The organism is Stenotrophomonas sp. 22385, assembly GCF_052045085.1.
GTDB lineage: Bacteria > Pseudomonadota > Gammaproteobacteria > Xanthomonadales > Xanthomonadaceae > Stenotrophomonas.
In genome coordinates, this window is the sequence record NZ_JBQEOG010000002.1 from 138,685 (window position 1) to 153,050 (window position 14,366).

General features: G+C 67.3%; 15 protein-coding genes. 10 read left to right on the plus strand and 5 right to left on the minus strand.

The genetic code is table 11. From position 1 onward, the window contains the following. Positions 1 to 8: 8 nt before the first annotated feature. Together ACTJI4_RS05095 and alr are read left to right on the plus strand one after the other, a co-directional pair. Complete coding sequence (locus ACTJI4_RS05095) at positions 9 to 1,322, plus strand: D-amino acid dehydrogenase (RefSeq protein ID WP_440868717.1); 1,314 nt, start codon at positions 9 to 11, stop codon at positions 1,320 to 1,322. Beyond that, positions 1,301 to 2,377, plus strand: coding sequence for an alanine racemase (gene alr / locus ACTJI4_RS05100; RefSeq protein WP_392919569.1), 1,077 nt, complete (start codon positions 1,301 to 1,303; stop codon positions 2,375 to 2,377). The genes ACTJI4_RS05095 and alr overlap by 22 nt, the downstream gene beginning before the upstream one ends. Here the strand turns inward: alr and ACTJI4_RS05105 are convergent. Next, positions 2,364 to 2,933, minus strand: a complete 570-nt coding sequence (locus tag ACTJI4_RS05105) for a DUF3016 domain-containing protein (RefSeq protein WP_440868718.1) — start codon at positions 2,931 to 2,933, stop codon at positions 2,364 to 2,366. The two genes, alr and ACTJI4_RS05105, sit on opposite strands and share 14 nt — an antisense overlap. A gap of 233 nt (positions 2,934 to 3,166) precedes the next feature. Here ACTJI4_RS05105 and ACTJI4_RS05110 point away from each other — a divergent pair, with 233 nt between their 5' ends. Together ACTJI4_RS05110 and ACTJI4_RS05115 are read left to right on the plus strand one after the other, a co-directional pair. Further along, entirely contained in the window at positions 3,167 to 5,152 is a 1,986-nt protein-coding gene (locus tag ACTJI4_RS05110) for an ATP-binding protein (RefSeq protein ID WP_392919948.1), read from the plus strand. Positions 5,153 to 5,238: 86 nt separating this feature from the next. After that, on the plus strand, positions 5,239 to 5,529 hold the full coding sequence (locus tag ACTJI4_RS05115) for a DUF3247 family protein (RefSeq protein ID WP_392919564.1): 291 nt from the start codon (positions 5,239 to 5,241) through the stop codon (positions 5,527 to 5,529). A 42-nt stretch (positions 5,530 to 5,571) separates the two neighbouring features. On the opposite strand, the gene ACTJI4_RS05120 is transcribed toward ACTJI4_RS05115, so the two are convergent. Then, complete coding sequence (locus tag ACTJI4_RS05120) at positions 5,572 to 5,835, minus strand: hypothetical protein (RefSeq protein WP_392919945.1); 264 nt, start codon at positions 5,833 to 5,835, stop codon at positions 5,572 to 5,574. A gap of 156 nt (positions 5,836 to 5,991) precedes the next feature. Here ACTJI4_RS05120 and ACTJI4_RS05125 point away from each other — a divergent pair, with 156 nt between their 5' ends. The 3 genes from ACTJI4_RS05125 to ACTJI4_RS05135 are packed head-to-tail and all read left to right on the plus strand — an operon-like array spanning position 5,992 to position 8,500. Then, the gene (locus ACTJI4_RS05125; protein ID WP_392919562.1) at positions 5,992 to 7,110 is read left to right on the plus strand and encodes a class I SAM-dependent methyltransferase; all 1,119 of its coding nucleotides are present in this window, start codon (positions 5,992 to 5,994) and stop codon (positions 7,108 to 7,110) included. Beyond that, positions 7,107 to 7,826, plus strand: coding sequence for a pseudouridine synthase (locus tag ACTJI4_RS05130; RefSeq protein ID WP_440868719.1), 720 nt, complete (start codon positions 7,107 to 7,109; stop codon positions 7,824 to 7,826). Before ACTJI4_RS05125 ends, ACTJI4_RS05130 begins: the two co-directional genes overlap by 4 nt. Then, entirely contained in the window at positions 7,823 to 8,500 is a 678-nt protein-coding gene (locus ACTJI4_RS05135) for an HAD family hydrolase (protein ID WP_392919556.1), read from the plus strand. Before ACTJI4_RS05130 ends, ACTJI4_RS05135 begins: the two co-directional genes overlap by 4 nt. A gap of 46 nt (positions 8,501 to 8,546) precedes the next feature. Here ACTJI4_RS05135 and fabB read toward each other — a convergent pair whose 3' ends face one another. Both fabB and fabA read right to left on the minus strand, forming a co-directional pair. Beyond that, the gene (gene fabB, locus ACTJI4_RS05140) at positions 8,547 to 9,755 is read right to left on the minus strand and encodes a beta-ketoacyl-ACP synthase I (RefSeq protein ID WP_440868720.1); all 1,209 of its coding nucleotides are present in this window, start codon (positions 9,753 to 9,755) and stop codon (positions 8,547 to 8,549) included. Next, entirely contained in the window at positions 9,755 to 10,270 is a 516-nt protein-coding gene (gene fabA / locus ACTJI4_RS05145) for a 3-hydroxyacyl-[acyl-carrier-protein] dehydratase FabA (RefSeq protein WP_093535600.1), read from the minus strand. The genes fabB and fabA overlap by 1 nt, the downstream gene beginning before the upstream one ends. Before the next feature lie 219 nt (positions 10,271 to 10,489). Between fabA and dinB the strand changes: the two genes are divergently transcribed. Further along, positions 10,490 to 11,557, plus strand: a complete 1,068-nt coding sequence (gene dinB / locus ACTJI4_RS05150) for a DNA polymerase IV (protein WP_440868721.1) — start codon at positions 10,490 to 10,492, stop codon at positions 11,555 to 11,557. Positions 11,558 to 11,907: 350 nt separating this feature from the next. Here the strand turns inward: dinB and ACTJI4_RS05155 are convergent, their stop codons facing one another. Next, a complete protein-coding gene (locus ACTJI4_RS05155; protein ID WP_440868722.1) occupies positions 11,908 to 12,546 on the minus strand; it encodes an NAD(P)-dependent oxidoreductase in 639 nt (212 codons plus the stop codon). 97 nt (positions 12,547 to 12,643) lie between these two features. On the opposite strand from ACTJI4_RS05155, the gene ACTJI4_RS05160 reads away from it, so the two are divergent. Both ACTJI4_RS05160 and gph read left to right on the plus strand, forming a co-directional pair. Beyond that, positions 12,644 to 13,546 carry a LysR family transcriptional regulator gene (locus ACTJI4_RS05160; protein WP_440868723.1) on the plus strand — a complete coding sequence of 301 codons (903 nt, stop codon included), beginning with the start codon at positions 12,644 to 12,646 and terminating at the stop codon, positions 13,544 to 13,546. 87 nt (positions 13,547 to 13,633) lie between these two features. Further along, on the plus strand, positions 13,634 to 14,284 hold the full coding sequence (gene gph / locus ACTJI4_RS05165) for a phosphoglycolate phosphatase (protein WP_392919541.1): 651 nt from the start codon (positions 13,634 to 13,636) through the stop codon (positions 14,282 to 14,284). The last annotated feature ends 82 nt before the right edge of the window (positions 14,285 to 14,366 follow it).

Consider the following 14,366-nt stretch of genomic DNA (forward strand, 5'->3'; position numbering starts at 1 on the left):
GAGGTCTCATGCGCGTTCTAGTCCTTGGCAGTGGGGTAATCGGCACGACCAGTGCCTGGTACCTGCGGCAGGCCGGGTTTGAAGTCACGGTGGTGGACCGCCAGCCCGGCCCGGCGCTGGAAACCAGCTTTGCCAACGCCGGCCAGCTGTCGTTTGGCTATACCTCGCCGTGGGCCGCGCCGGGCGTGCCGCTCAAGGCAGTGAAGTGGCTGTTCTCCGAACACGCGCCGCTGGCGATCCGCCCCGGGCTGGACCTGAACCAGTACCGCTGGCTGGCCCAGATGCTGCGCAACTGCACCCACGAACGCTACGCCATCAACAAGGCGCGCATGGTGCGCATGTCCGAATACAGCCGCGACTGCCTCAATGAGCTGCGCGCGCAGACCGGCATCGAATTCGAAGGCCGCGACCTGGGCACCACCCAGCTGTTCCGCACCCAGCAGCAGCTGGATGCCTCGGCGCAGGACATCGAAGTGCTCGCGCAGTACGGCGTTCCGTATGAAGTGCTGGACCGCGCCGGCATCATCGCCCACGAACCGGCGCTGGCCAGCGTGGCCGACAAACTGGTGGGCGCGCTGTGGCTGCCGCGCGACCAGACCGGCGACTGCCAGCTGTTCACCCGCCGCCTGGCCCGGATGGCGATGGATGCCGGAGTGGAATTCCGCTTCGACCAGGATATCGCCGGTCTTGAAACCGACGGCGACCGCATCACCGGCGTACGCATCGACGGCAAGGTTGAAACCGCCGACCGCTACGTGGTGGCGCTGGGCAGCTATTCACCGTCGCTGGTGGCCCCGCTGGGCATGCACCTGCCGGTGTACCCGCTGAAGGGCTACTCGCTGACCCTGCCGATCACCCAGGCAGCGATGGCGCCGACCTCGACCATCCTGGACGAGAGCTACAAGGTGGCGGTAACCCGCTTCGACGACCGCATCCGCGTCGGCGGCATGGCCGAAGTGGGCGGGTTCGACCTGTCGCTGTCGCCGCGCCGCCGCGCCACCCTGGAAAAGGTGGTGGGCGACCTGTACCCGGACGGCGGCGACCTGTCGCGCGCCGAGTTCTGGACCGGGCTGCGCCCGGCCACCCCGGACGGCACGCCGGTGATCGGCGCCACCCCGTACCGCAACCTGTTCCTCAACACCGGCCACGGCACGCTTGGCTGGACCATGGCCTGCGGCTCGGGCCGCTACCTGGCCGACCTGATGAGCGCGCGCCAGCCGCAGATCAGCACCGAAGGCCTGGACATCTTCCGTTACGGCGGCCACACCGCCGCTTCCGTCCAACACAGTGAACCGAACGCATGCGCCCAGCCCGCGCGTTGATCGACCTGGAGGCGTTGCGCTCCAACTTCCGCCTCGCCCGTGAACTGGCCGGTGGCCGCAAAACCCTGGCCGCGGTGAAGGCCGATGCCTACGGCCACGGTGCGGTGGCCTGCGCGCGGGCGCTGGATGGGGAAGCGGACGCGTTCGGGGTGGCCTGCATCGAAGAAGCGCTGGAACTGCGCGCGGCCGGCATCACCTCGCCGATCCTGCTGCTGGAGGGGTTCTTCGACGCCGACGAACTGCCGCTGATCGTGCAGCACGACCTGTGGTTCGCGGTGGCCGCGCCGTGGCAGGTGGACGCGGTGGAGGCGTTCCGGACCGATGCCACTCTGCAGATCTGGTTGAAGCTGGACAGCGGCATGCACCGCCTGGGCCTGGCCCCGGCCGAGTTCCGCGCCGCGCATGCGCGGTTGTCCGCGCTGCCGCAGGTGGCGCCGATGGTGTTGATGAGCCACATGGCCCGCGCCGACGAATTGGACAGCCCGCGCACGCGCGAACAGGCCGATTTGTTCGCCGCCACCATCGACGGCCTGGCCGGCGAAACCAGCCTGTGCAATTCCCCGGCGCTGCTGGGCTGGCCGGACGTGCGCAGCGACTGGGTGCGCCCGGGCCTGATGCTGTACGGGGCCAACCCGTTGCAGAAGCACAACGCCTTCACCGAGCGCCTGCGCCCGGTGATGACCATGCAATCGAAGATCTTCGCCATCCGCGAAATCGCCGCCGGGGAACCGGTCGGCTATGGCGCGCGCTTCGTGGCCGAACGTCCCACCCGGGTGGGCGTGGTGGCGCTGGGCTATGCCGACGGTTACCCGCAGTTCGCGCCGAACGGCACTCCGGTACAGATCGATGGCCAGCCCGGCCACCTGATTGGCCGCGTCTCGATGGACATGCTCACCGTTGACCTGACCGACCTGCCGCACGCCGGGGTGGGCAGCACGGTCACCCTGTGGGGCGAGGCGCCGCGCCTGGACGTGCTGGCCCCGCTGTGCAATGTCAGTGCCTACCAGTTGCCCTGCGCGGTGAAGCGCGTGGCGCGGGTGCTCAGCGGCGCGTAGGCGTCAGCAGCTTGCGCAGCCAGTCGTCCAGCATCTGTTCCTCGTAGCGGAGCGGATCGCTGTTGCTGCGCAGGCCGACGCCATTCTGCAGGTAGTTCAGGCCGACCAGCTTGACGTCCTTGCCCTCCTGCAGCACGCGGCCACCTGCATCACGCAGGGTGAAGTCGAGGGTGATCCGCGGCGGATAGACGTCGCGCATGATCCGGATGTCGTTGGCGCGTGGACCGTGCTGGGGCTCGAAGTCGCCCGCCCGCTTGATGTCGGTGAACCGCACCTCCAGCGTCTGGCCCGGGGGCAGGCGCTTGACGGCGCTTTTGCGCAGCGCCTCGGCCAACTGGTACACCCAGTTGCCGCTTTGGGCCTCGAAACGGTTGGAACTGCTGCGTATTTCCGTGAACTGGGCCGGGTCGGTCCAGCTCACCTGCACCGGGCTGTCGCCGCTCAGGGCGCGCGGTGCGTCGGGGGCGGTCACCGTGCGCGGTCCGGCGGTTGCACACGCCGCCACAAGCAGCATGACGCAGCTGAGAGCACCAGCCAACAAGGGTTTGCGGTTCATGGCGTTGCCTCGGTCGGGGTTGCGGAAAGAGGGTGACCCGCAGTGTGATCCTGATGACGGGCGGGAACAATTGCCTATGGCGATCCCCAGCATCGGCGGTGGGAACGAATTCACTTACGTCAAATCCCTACCCCGTGCTTGACGCTACGAATACGCGGTCTGGAAGATGCTGTATTCCTCCGTTCCGCCAGTTGCCCCTCTTGACGCCCTTGCCCAGCCTGCCTGCCTCCACCCTGGAACGCGCCCCGTTTGCGGCCCCGGCCTCGGATCCTTCGCTGCATCGCGCGGTACTGGAAGGCCTGAGCGCGGGTTTCTGCATCATCGAGGTCCTTATCGAGGACGGCGTCGGGGTGGATTACCGTTTCCTGGAAGTCAATGACGCCTTCGAGCGCAACACCGGCCTGGAGCGCGCCTCCGGCCGGCTGATGAGCGAACTGCAGCCGGCGCACGAACCGGAGTGGTACCGCGTCTACGGCGAGATCGCGCTGACCGGGCGTTCCCAGAAGTTCGAACTGGAAGCGCGCGCGCTGGGCCGCTGGTACGCGGTCGAAGCGATGCGGGTAGGCCAGGCGCATGAGCGGCGGGTTGCGGTGCTGTTTTTCGATATCACCAACCGCAAGCAGATCGAAGTGGAGCTGGCCGAGAGCGAGGCGCGCTTCAGCGCCCTGGCCGATGGCCTGCCCATGCCCGTATGGGTGTTGGACGAGCGCGGCCATGCGCGTTTCGTCAACAGCGCGTTTACCGAATTCTTTGGTGGTGACGAACAGCGCGTGCCTGAAGATGTCTGGCGTGGCGTGGTCCACCCCGATGATGTTCCCGTGTTCGACTACGAACTGCAGGCTGCGCTGAAGGCGCAGCGTTCCATGCAGGTGCTGGTGCGCGGGCTGCGTGCCGATGGCCAGTGGCGCTGGCTGGAAATGAACGCCCAGCCGCGTTTCTCGCGCATGGGCCGCTTCATCGGCCTGGCCGGCAGCAGCACCGACGTCACCGACCGCCGCGAAATCGAAATGGCGCGCGAGGAACTGCTGCAGTCCGAGCGCGCCGCGCGCAATGCCGCCGAAAGCATGGCGCGGCTGAAGGATGAATTCCTGGCCACGCTGTCGCACGAGCTGCGCACCCCGCTGACCACCATCCTGGGCTGGAGCGAACTGCTGCTGCAGCGCGTTGACAGCACCAGCCCGCTGTTCAAGGGCCTGGGCGTGATTGCCAACAGCGCCATGGCGCAGAAGCGGCTGATCTCGGACATGCTGGACCTGAGCAGCATGCTGCTGGGCAAGGTGCAGCTGGAAGTGGAAGTGCTGGACCTGCGCACCCAGCTCACCGAAGCCATGCGCGCCCAGGAGCTGGTCGCCGAAGGCAAGGCGCTGGATACCCGGCTGGTCATGCCCGACGAACCGGCGCTGGTGCTGGGTGATGCCACCCGCCTGCAGCAGGTGCTGTGGAACCTGCTCAGCAACGCCATCAAATTCACGCCTGCCGCCGGCTCGGTCACTGTTACCCTCGACACCGACGGTGATCACTGGACGATTACCGTGGCCGACTCGGGCGACGGCATCGCGCCGGAGTTCCTGCGCCACCTGTTCAGCCGCTTCCGCCAGGCCGATGGCACCACCACCCGCCGCCACGGCGGGCTGGGCCTGGGGCTGGCGATCGTGCAGCAGCTGGTGGAACTGCACGGCGGCACGGTCACCGCCAACAGCGAAGGGCAGGGCAAGGGCGCGGAATTCACCGTGCAGCTGCCGCGCTACCAGCCGCAGGCCGATGGTCGGCCCCTACGCGAAGTGTTCAGTGGCCCGATCCGCGAGCAGCTGATCGAGCCGTACCCGCTCAAGGGCCTGCGCCTGCTGGCAGTCGAAGACCAGCCCGAAGTGCTGGAATACCTGCGCCGGTTGCTGGAAGAGCAGGGCGCACAGGTCACTGCGGCGGCCTCGGCCGGCGAAGCGCTCGCGCTGCTGGATGCAGGCGGGCACGAGAAAGTGGACGTGCTGCTGACCGACATCGGCATGCCCGGCATGGACGGCTATGGGCTGGTCAGCACGTTGCGCCAGGATTTCGGGCTCGATGCCAATGCCCTGCCGATCGTGGCGGTTACCGCGCTGGCCCGCGCCGACGACCGCAAGCGCGCGTTGGCCTCTGGATTCCAGGAACACGTGGCCAAGCCCTATTCGGTTGCCCAGCTGGTGTCGGCCGTACGCACGGTGCTGGCCAACCGGCAGTGACCGGTAACTCAACGCCGGGCCAGGGTTCCCTGGAGAGCCGCTCCCGGCGTGGCTGACGTAACACATCACCGTTCCAGGAGACCCGCATGTCCCGCACCGCCCCCCGCATCCACACCGACCCGGCAGACATCGCCGCCCTTGAATCCCTGCTGCCCCAGCTGAAAGGCCAGACCCAGGTCGAAATTACGCTGAAGGACGGCAATCGCCTGCTGGGCACGGTGGCGGTACAACCCACCGTGCAGCAATACCGCGACGCGGGCGAGAATGAAGGGAGCAACGGCCAGCTGCGGCTGGACGACCTGGACACCCCGGCGCAGCACCACACGGTGTGGCTGGATGAGATCAGCGCGATCCGCGAGCTGCCGCCGGTGGAATGAGGTTCCGGGCCCTGCCGGGCCTGGCCCGGCACGCGCGGTACCTCAATGCGTGAATGTCTCCGGCTCGGCGTCGAAGCGGCGCGCGTAGGCGCGCTCATCTGCAATCCGGGCTACTTCGTCGTCGGCCAGCCCAGGTGCACCGTACACCGCATAGGCCACCGCGCCATCGGGAAGTTTGCCCACCTGATGCAAGCGGTACCTTGAATGCCCACCCCCGGTGTCCTCGGGGTAATGCACCGGCGGCTGTGTGACCTCAAGATCCATTTCGCTGTTGTCGACCACGCCACCGACGAACAATGCGCGCATGAGCATGAGCTACCTCCGTTGCGAATGAGCCTTCACCCTGACCGACTGTGTGTTGCGATGGCATCAAGGCAGCGTTGAATAAACGCAAATCGGCCGCTGAGCGGGCCGGTTCGGCCGAAACGGTAGAATGGCGGTCTCTTTTCAAGATGTGCCCCCATGGCTGCCCAGCACGACGCCCCCCTGGAAACCCTGTTCCTGCCGTTCGGCGGCGCGCTGACCTGGCCGGCCGGCCCGGTGCTGTTCCTGCGGGCCCGCGATGGCTGGCCGCTGCGCGGGCACGCCCAGCCGGGCCAGCTGGTCTGCGAGCAGAGCTTCCGCCCGTTCGCCGATGCGCTGGAAGCCAGCGGCTGGACCGTGCGCGACGAGCAGCAGCTGGCCGATGACGGCACCCGCTACGCGGTGGTGCTGGTGCTGCCGCCGCGCCAGCGTGAAGAAGCCCGCGCGCTGTTTGCCCGCGCGCTGGCGCTGGCCGCCCCGGGCGGCATCGTGGTGGCCTGCCAGCACAACAATGAAGGCGCGCGCTCCGGCGAAGGCGATCTGCAGCAGTTGGCCGGGCTGGGCGGCAAGATGACCAAGAACCACTGCCGGGTGTACTGGACCGCGCCGCTGGACGGCCAGCACGACGCGGCGCTGGCCCAGCGCTGGGCCGCGCTGGACGCGCCGCGCGCGATCCTGGGCGGGCGCTTCCAGAGCCGCCCGGGCATCTTCGCCTGGGACCGTATCGACCCGGCCTCGGCGCTGCTGGTGGAACAGCTGCCGGCGGATCTGGCCGGGCGTGGCGCGGACCTGGGCGCCGGCTTCGGCTACCTCTCCAGCGAAGTGCTGCAGCGCTGCCCGCAGGTGAGTGCGCTGGACCTGTTCGAAGCCGAGGGCCGGGCGCTGGCGTTGGCCAAGGTCAACCTGCAGGCGCTGGGCAAGCCGGCCACGCTGGGCTTCCACTGGCAGGACGTCACCGCCGGCATCGAGGCGCAGTACGACTTCATCGTCACCAACCCGCCGTTCCACACCCCCTCGCGGGCCGACCGTCCGGACATCGGCCAGCGCTTCATCGCCGTGGCCGCGCAGGCGCTGCGCCCGGGCGGGCGGATGTGGCTGGTGGCCAACCGCCACCTGCCGTACGAGCAGATCCTCAACGAAAGCTTCGGCCAGGTGCGCGTGGCTGCAGAACGCGACGGCTTCAAGCTGATCGAGGCGACCAAGGCCAGCAAGAGCGCCACCCCTGTCAGGGCCCCCCGCAGCGACGAGCCGAAGTGGGGCCGCGGAGGTCGCCCATGAAGCTGGTGAAGTTGCTGGCCAACCTGGGTTACGGCAGCCGCAAGCAGGTGCAGGGGATGTTCCGCGAGGGCCTCATCACGGATGCGGAGGGCGAGGTGCTGTATGCCGATGACCAGGTGCCGCACGAGGCGATCCGGGTCGAGGGCGAACCGCTGGATCCGCCGCAGGGGCTGACCCTGATGTTGCACAAGCCGCGTGACTACACCTGTTCAACCAAGGACAAGGGCCGGCTGATCTACGACCTGCTGCCGCCGCGTTTCCGCGAGCGTTCGCCGGTGCTGTCGTCGGTGGGCCGGCTCGACCGTGACACCAGCGGCCTGCTGCTGATGACCGACGACGGCGCCCTGCTGCACCGGATCGTGTCGCCGAAATCGCGGCTGGACAAGGCCTACCAGGTGACCCTGGCCGAAGACCTGCGCGGCGATGAAGTGGCCCGTTTTGCCAGCGGTTCGCTGATGCTGGAAGCCGACGACAAGCCGCTGTTGCCGGCGGAACTGCACGTGCGTTCGGCGCGCGAGGCCGAACTGGTGCTGCACGAAGGGCGCTACCACCAGGCCCGGCGCATGTTCGCCGCAGTGGGCAACCACGTGCAGGCGCTGCACCGCAGCCGCATCGGCGGGCTGTCGCTGGGCGACCTGCCCGAGGGCGAGTGGCGCACGCTGGATGCGACGGACCTGGAAACGCTGTTTACCGGGCATCTGGCCGACGCGACATGACCGCCATCGCCGCACTGCCGTTCCTGCCCGAGGCGGTCATCTTCGACATGGATGGCCTGATGATCGACAGCGAGCGGGTTTCGCTGGCGTGCTGGTCGCAGGCGGCGGGGGAGCAGGCGCTGCCGTTTTCCGATGATTTCTGGCTGGGCATGGTCGGGCTGGGTGACCGCGACTGCGAGCAGCGGTTGCTGCAGCACATCAGCGCAGACGAGGTGGCCGCACTGTTCGCGCGCTGCCACGATCTGTACGAGGAGCGCACACAGCAGGGCCTGCCACTGCGGCCGGGCATCGTGGAGATCCTGCAGCTGCTGCAGGCGCATGACATTCCGCGTGCGGTGGCGACCTCCACGCGGCAGCCGCGCGCCTCGCGCAAGCTTGCCGCAACCGGCTTGCTGGCCTACTTCGACCATGTGGTGACCAGCAGTGACGTGGCCCATCCCAAGCCGGCGCCGGACATCTACCTGTTGGCCGCGCAGAAGCTCGGCAAGGACCCGTCACGCTGCCTGGCGCTGGAAGATTCCCCGGCCGGCATCCGTGCAGCGGTCAGCGCGGGCATGACTGCGATCCAGGTGCCGGACCTGGTGCACCCGGACGAGGCGCTGCGCGCGCTGGGCCACCGCATCGTCAATTCGCTGCGCGACGCGCACGCGCTGCTGGTGCCGTTGCTGAAATGAAAAACCCGGCGCATGGCCGGGTTTTTCATGTCGATGCCGCGCGCAATCACACCCGCCCGAACACCAGCGCTGCGTTGGTGCCGCCGAAGCCGAAGCTGTTGGACATCACCGTGTTCAACTGCACGTCCTGGCTTTCGCGCACGATCGGGAAACCTTCCACCGCCGGGTCCAGTTCGCCGATGTTGGCCGAACCGGCGATGAAGCCGTCGCGCATCATCAGCAGGCAGTAGATCGCCTCGTGCACGCTGGCCGCACCCAGCGAGTGGCCCGACAGCGCCTTGGTCGAGGACAGCGGCGGAATCGCGTCACCGAACACTTCGCGTACCGCCTTCAGTTCGGTGACATCGCCCAGCGGGGTCGAGGTGCCGTGCGTGTTGAGGTAGTCGATCGGGCCGCTGAGGTTCTGCATCGCCATGTTCATGCAGCGCACCGCGCCTTCGCCGGACGGGGCGACCATGTCGGCACCATCTGAGGTGACGCCGTAGCCCACCAGCTCGGCGTAGATGCGTGCACCGCGTGCCACGGCGTGGTCGTAATCTTCCAGCACCAGCATGCCGCCGCCGCCGGCGATGACGAAGCCGTCGCGGTCCTTGTCGTAGGGGCGCGATGCGGTGGCCGGGGTGTCGTTGAAGCGGGTCGACAACGCGCCCATTGCATCGAACATCACGCTCATCGACCAGTGCAGGTCTTCGCCACCACCGGCGAACATCACGTCCTGCGCGCCGTGCCGGATCAGGTCGGCGGCGGCGCCGATGCAGTGCGCGGAGGTGGCGCACGCGGCCGACAGCGAGTAGCTCAGGCCCTTGATCTGGAAGGCGGTGGCCAGGCAGGCCGAGACGGTGGAGCACATCGTGCGCGGCACCATGTACGGGCCGACCTTGCGCACGCCACGCGCGCGCAGGATATCGGCCGATTCGACCTGCCACTGGCTGGAGCCGCCGCCGGAGCCGGCGATCAGGCCGGTACGCGGGTTGGCTACCTGTGCCGGGTCCAGGCCGGCATCGGCGATGGCGTCGCGCATGGCGATGTAGGCGTAGGCCGAAGCATCGCTCATGAAGCGCTTGAGCTTGCGGTCGATCTGCGCATCCAGGTCCAGCTCGATGTTGCCGCCGACATGGCTGCGCAGGCCGGCTTCGGCGTGGTCGGGAAGATTGCGGATGCCGGCGCGGCCTTCACGCAGTGCGGTGGACACCGTGTCCAGATCGTTGCCCAGGCACGAGGTGATGCCCATTCCGGTAATGACGACGCGACGCATCAGAAGTTCTCGGTGGAAGTGAACAGACCTACGCGGAGGTCTTTGGCGGTATAGATTTCGCGGCCATCAACCAGCATGCGGGCATCGGACTGCGCCATGACCAGCTTGCGGTTGATGACGCGGGTGATGTCGATTTCGTAGGTCACAAGCTTGGCGTCGGGCAGCACCTGGCCGGTGAACTTCACTTCACCGCAGCCGAGTGCGCGACCACGTCCGGGCGCGCCCAGCCAGGTGAGGTAGAACCCGGTGAGCTGCCACATCGCGTCCAGGCCCAGGCAACCGGGCATCACCGGGTCGCCGATGAAATGGCAGCCGAAGAACCACAGGTCAGGGCGGATATCCAGTTCCGCGCGCACGTAGCCTTTGCCATGTGGACCGCCGTCATCGCGGATGTCGGTGATGCGATCGAACATCAGCATCGGGTCATTGGGCAGGCGACCGCTGCCCGGCCCGAACAGTTCGCCGCGGGCACTGGCCAGCAGCTGTTCGCGCGAGAACGCGTTGAGACGAGTCATGGAAAACGCAATCCTGAAGATGAAGGGCGGCGGTTTGTTGCCGTTGAAAGCACCCAAGAGTGCAGAGTAATTTCCATTCAATCAAACGTTTTAACCGTACGCTGGCGTAGTGTTTTCAGCTTGAAAAACGCATGTCCTTGTTATGAAAAGACCATACCCAGGCGTGTGGCTGTAATCTTGTTCATCTGTACCTGCCGCTTGAGCCCTTGAGTCGCCGCCGTGTCCGCACAACGCAAGATCATCCACGTCGACATGGACGCGTTCTACGCGTCGGTGGAGCAGCGCGACAATCCGTCGCTGCGGGGGCTGCCGGTGGTGGTGGCGTGGAAGGGGGCGCGTTCGGTGGTGTGCGCGGCGTCGTACGAGGCGCGGGTGTTCGGGATCCGTTCGGCGATGCCGGCGATCCGCGCGGAGCGGCTGTGCCCGGACGCGGTGTTCGTGCCGCCGGATTTTGTGCGTTACAAGGCGGTGTCGCGGCAGGTGCGGGAGATTTTCCTGCGGCATACGGATCTGGTGGAGCCGTTGTCGCTGGATGAGGCGTACCTGGATGTGACGGTGCACAAGGGCGGGATGACGGTGGCGACGGAGATCGCGACGCTGATCCGCACGCAGATCCGGGAGGAGACGCAGTTGACGGCATCGGCGGGTATCGCGCCGAACAAGTTCCTGGCGAAGATTGCGTCGGACTGGCGCAAGCCGGACGGGCAGTTCGTGGTGCCGCCGCACCGGATCGAGCAGTTCCTGACGCCGCTGCCGGTGAAGCGGGTACCGGGGGTGGGCAAGGTGATGGAGGGCAAGCTGGCCGAGCTTGGCATCGTGACGGTGGGCGATCTGCGTGGGGTACGGCTGGAGGAGCTGGAAGGGCGCTTCGGCAGTTTCGGTGCGAGTCTGTACCGGCGTGCGCGCGGTATCGATGAGCGTGCGGTGGAACCGGACCAGCCGGTGCAGTCGATTTCGTCGGAGGACACGTTCGCGGAGGATCTGCCGCTGGAGGCGCTGGAGCCGGCGATCGTGGAGCTGGCGGGCAAGACGTGGAACGCGACGCGCAAGACGGACCGGGTGGGGCACACGGTGGTGTTGAAGTTGAAGACGTCGCAGTTCAGGATCATCACGCGCAGCTTCACGCCGGAATCGCCGCCGGAATCGCTGGAGGAGTTGCGCGATATCGCGCTTGCATTGCGTGCGCGCGTGGACCTGCCGGCGGAGACGCGTTATCGGTTGGTGGGGGTTGGGCTGGGTGGGTTCCGCGAGCGCGAGCCGGTCAACCAGATGGGGTTGTTCGACTGAAGCAACAGCAACAGCAGCAGCAACAGCCAGGTTTCATTGCTCCGGGTAGCGGGCCGGCGCGTGCGGGTTGGCGGGACACGCCGTGAACCCATCCTTGGGGGCTTGTAGAAAACATCCATGTTTTCTACAGTCCCGCCAACCACCCCCCGCCGGCCCGCCCAAGCAGGGCTGGCACCCAATGAAACATCAGCGCAACGGTGCATTGACACCGACTGGGGGCGGCAACTTGAACGCACTGTTCTCACGTCGGCGGGACCACGGTAGGGTCGCATCCCAATCGACCGCCGATGGCAATGCAACGCGCGGTGGGGCATGAACTAACCCCCGGGGCCGCGTGCCACCGCCCTTGATCAATACGCCACGGTCGCAATCGTCCGCACGTACTGCGGCTTTTCGATCTCACTCACGAACGCATCGGCGTAATCGGCGTAACTGATCCGGCTGTGGCCATCGGCTCCGACCAGGAACTGCCTGGCCTGCGTGCGGAAACCACCCTTCTGCGGCCCCGGGCCAATCTCGGCCGCCGGCGAATAGAACGTCCAGTCCAGGTCATCCACCTTCTGCAGCAGGTTGAACGCCTCACGTGCAGCCAGGGCGACCGGCTTGTACGCATCCGGGAAGCCTTCGGTATCGACCAGCTGTACGCCGGGGGCGACTTCCAGGGTGCCGGCACCACCCACCATCAGGAAGCGCGGCACGCCGGCCTGGCGGACGGCTTTGACCAGTTCGGCGGTGACGGTGGTGACGGTGGACGGTTCGTCACCCGGGCGCGGGCCGAAGGCGCTGGCGAGGACGTCGTGGCCGGCGATCACCGCGGCCAGGGCGTCGGTGTCGTCGAGGGCGGCGACGGCGAGCTGGGCGCCGTCGAGTTCGGCGGGCAGGTCGCTGTCGCGGCGGACGATGGCGGTGACCTGGTGGCCGCGGGCCAGGGCCTGGCGGGTGATTTCACGGCCGATGTTGCCGGTGGCACCGACGAGGGCGATCTTCATGGGGCGGGGTCCGTTGTGGGAGGAAGACCAGCATATGCGCCTGAAAGCGGACGAAAAACCGCGTATAACGGCCTAATTTGTTGCGCGGATCGATCAAATGGACCGGCTGACGGCGATGCAGGTGTTCGTGGAGGTGGCCGAGCGTGGCAGCCTGACTGCCGCGGCGGAGGCCTTGGACATGTCGCGGGCGATGGTGACGCGCTATCTGGCAGAGGTGGAAACGTGGCTGGGGGCGCGGCTGCTGCACCGGACCACGCGGCGGATCAGCCTGACCGGGCCGGGGGAGGCGGCGCTGCTGCGGTTCCGGCAGATGCTGGCCATTGGTGATGAGCTGCAGGGCGAGGTGGCCAGTGACAATCCGGAGCCGCATGGGCTGTTGCGGGTCACGGCGAGTGTGTCGTTCGGGCAGCTGCACCTGGCGGCGGCGGTGGCCGAATTCGTGCGGCGGCATCCGCTGACGCGGGTGGAGCTGCTGCTGGTGGACCGGGTGGTGAACCTGGTGGAGGAGCGGGTGGATGTGGCGGTGCGGATTTCGCGGGCGATCGATCCTGGCCTGATCGCGCGGTGGCTGGCGCCGTGCCGGTCGGTGCTGTGCGCGGCGCCTTCGTATCTGGCGGAGCGGGGCACGCCGGCAAGTGCCGATGCGTTGGCCGGGCACAACTGTCTTACCCATCATTACGTGGGGAAGAGCGTGTGGCAGCTGCAGCGGCAGGGGCGTGCGATTTCGGTGGCGGTGGGGGGCAACATCAGTGCCAACGAGGCATCGCTGCTGCTGGAGGCGGTGCGGGCGGGGGCAGGCATTGCGATGTTGCCGACGTACCAGATCGCGCCGTTGCTGCGCTCGGGTGAACTGGTGGAGGTGTTGCCGGAGTATCAGGTGGAGGAGATGGGCATCCATGCGGTGTATGCGTCGCGGCGGCAGTTGCCGGCGGTGATGCGCAGCTTCCTGGATTTCCTGGTGGAGCGGTTTGCGGGGGAGGAGTTCCTGGCGCGGATCTGATCCCGCGTGGTGCCGGGCTGCACGCAGCCATGCAGGGCATGGCTCTACAATCAGCAGCCCCACATGTTGTAGAAGCGATCCTTTCCCTTGACGTATCCCTACCCGCTGGTGATCTTTGATCTGGACGGCACGCTGGTCGACAGCGCGGCCGATATCGCCGAGGCGCTCAATCGCACGCTGGAAGACTGGCAGCTGTCGCGCGTGCCCGAAGCGACCGTGCTGACCTGGATCGGCGATGGCGTGCGCCGGCTGGTGGAGCAGGCCTTCGCCGCTGCACGCAGTGACATCGACCTGGATCGGGTCATGCCCGGTTTCATGCGCCATTACGAGGAATGCCTGCTGCGCAGCCCGCGATTGTTCGATGGGGTGGTGCCGGCGCTGCAGATGCTGCGCGAGCGCGAGGTGGTGATGGCGATCTGCACCAACAAGCCGTCGGCGCTGGTGGCGCCGCTGCTGGCGCACCTGGGAGTGCAGGACTTCTTCGCGATGGTGCTGGGCGGTGATTCACTGCCCGAGCGCAAGCCCAGTGGCGTGCCGCTGCGGCATATCGCCGAGGCGTTCAAGGTCGCGCCGGGTGCGGCGTTGATGGTGGGGGATTCGATCACCGATTACCGCGCCGCGGTGGATGCGGGCATGCCGGTCGCGCTGGTGCGCTATGGGTATCCGCGTGGGTTGGATCTGGAGACGGTGGAGGCAGTGGCAGTTGTTGATGATCTGCGGGCGTTGCCGGGGTTATAGGGCGACCGGAGGGAAGTGCCGACCAACGGTCGACACCTACCACCAGACACTCCACGCGGTAGGGCACGACCGTTGGTCGTGC

Excerpts from the sequence above, each read along its gene's own strand:
- ACTJI4_RS05095 (WP_440868717.1), top strand. The coding sequence starts at position 9 with ATGCGCGTTCTAGTCCTTGGCAGTGGGGTAATCGGCACGACCAGTGCC.
- alr (WP_392919569.1), top strand. The coding sequence starts at position 1,301 with ATGCGCCCAGCCCGCGCGTTGATCGACCTGGAGGCGTTGCGCTCCAAC.
- ACTJI4_RS05105 (WP_440868718.1), bottom strand. The coding sequence starts at position 2,933 with ATGAACCGCAAACCCTTGTTGGCTGGTGCTCTCAGCTGCGTCATGCTG.
- ACTJI4_RS05115 (WP_392919564.1), top strand. The coding sequence starts at position 5,239 with ATGTCCCGCACCGCCCCCCGCATCCACACCGACCCGGCAGACATCGCC.
- ACTJI4_RS05120 (WP_392919945.1), bottom strand. The coding sequence starts at position 5,835 with ATGCGCGCATTGTTCGTCGGTGGCGTGGTCGACAACAGCGAAATGGAT.
- ACTJI4_RS05125 (WP_392919562.1), top strand. The coding sequence starts at position 5,992 with ATGGCTGCCCAGCACGACGCCCCCCTGGAAACCCTGTTCCTGCCGTTC.
- ACTJI4_RS05130 (WP_440868719.1), top strand. The coding sequence starts at position 7,107 with ATGAAGCTGGTGAAGTTGCTGGCCAACCTGGGTTACGGCAGCCGCAAG.
- ACTJI4_RS05135 (WP_392919556.1), top strand. The coding sequence starts at position 7,823 with ATGACCGCCATCGCCGCACTGCCGTTCCTGCCCGAGGCGGTCATCTTC.
- fabB (WP_440868720.1), bottom strand. The coding sequence starts at position 9,755 with ATGCGTCGCGTCGTCATTACCGGAATGGGCATCACCTCGTGCCTGGGC.
- fabA (WP_093535600.1), bottom strand. The coding sequence starts at position 10,270 with ATGACTCGTCTCAACGCGTTCTCGCGCGAACAGCTGCTGGCCAGTGCC.
- ACTJI4_RS05155 (WP_440868722.1), bottom strand. The coding sequence starts at position 12,546 with ATGAAGATCGCCCTCGTCGGTGCCACCGGCAACATCGGCCGTGAAATC.
- ACTJI4_RS05160 (WP_440868723.1), top strand. The coding sequence starts at position 12,644 with ATGGACCGGCTGACGGCGATGCAGGTGTTCGTGGAGGTGGCCGAGCGT.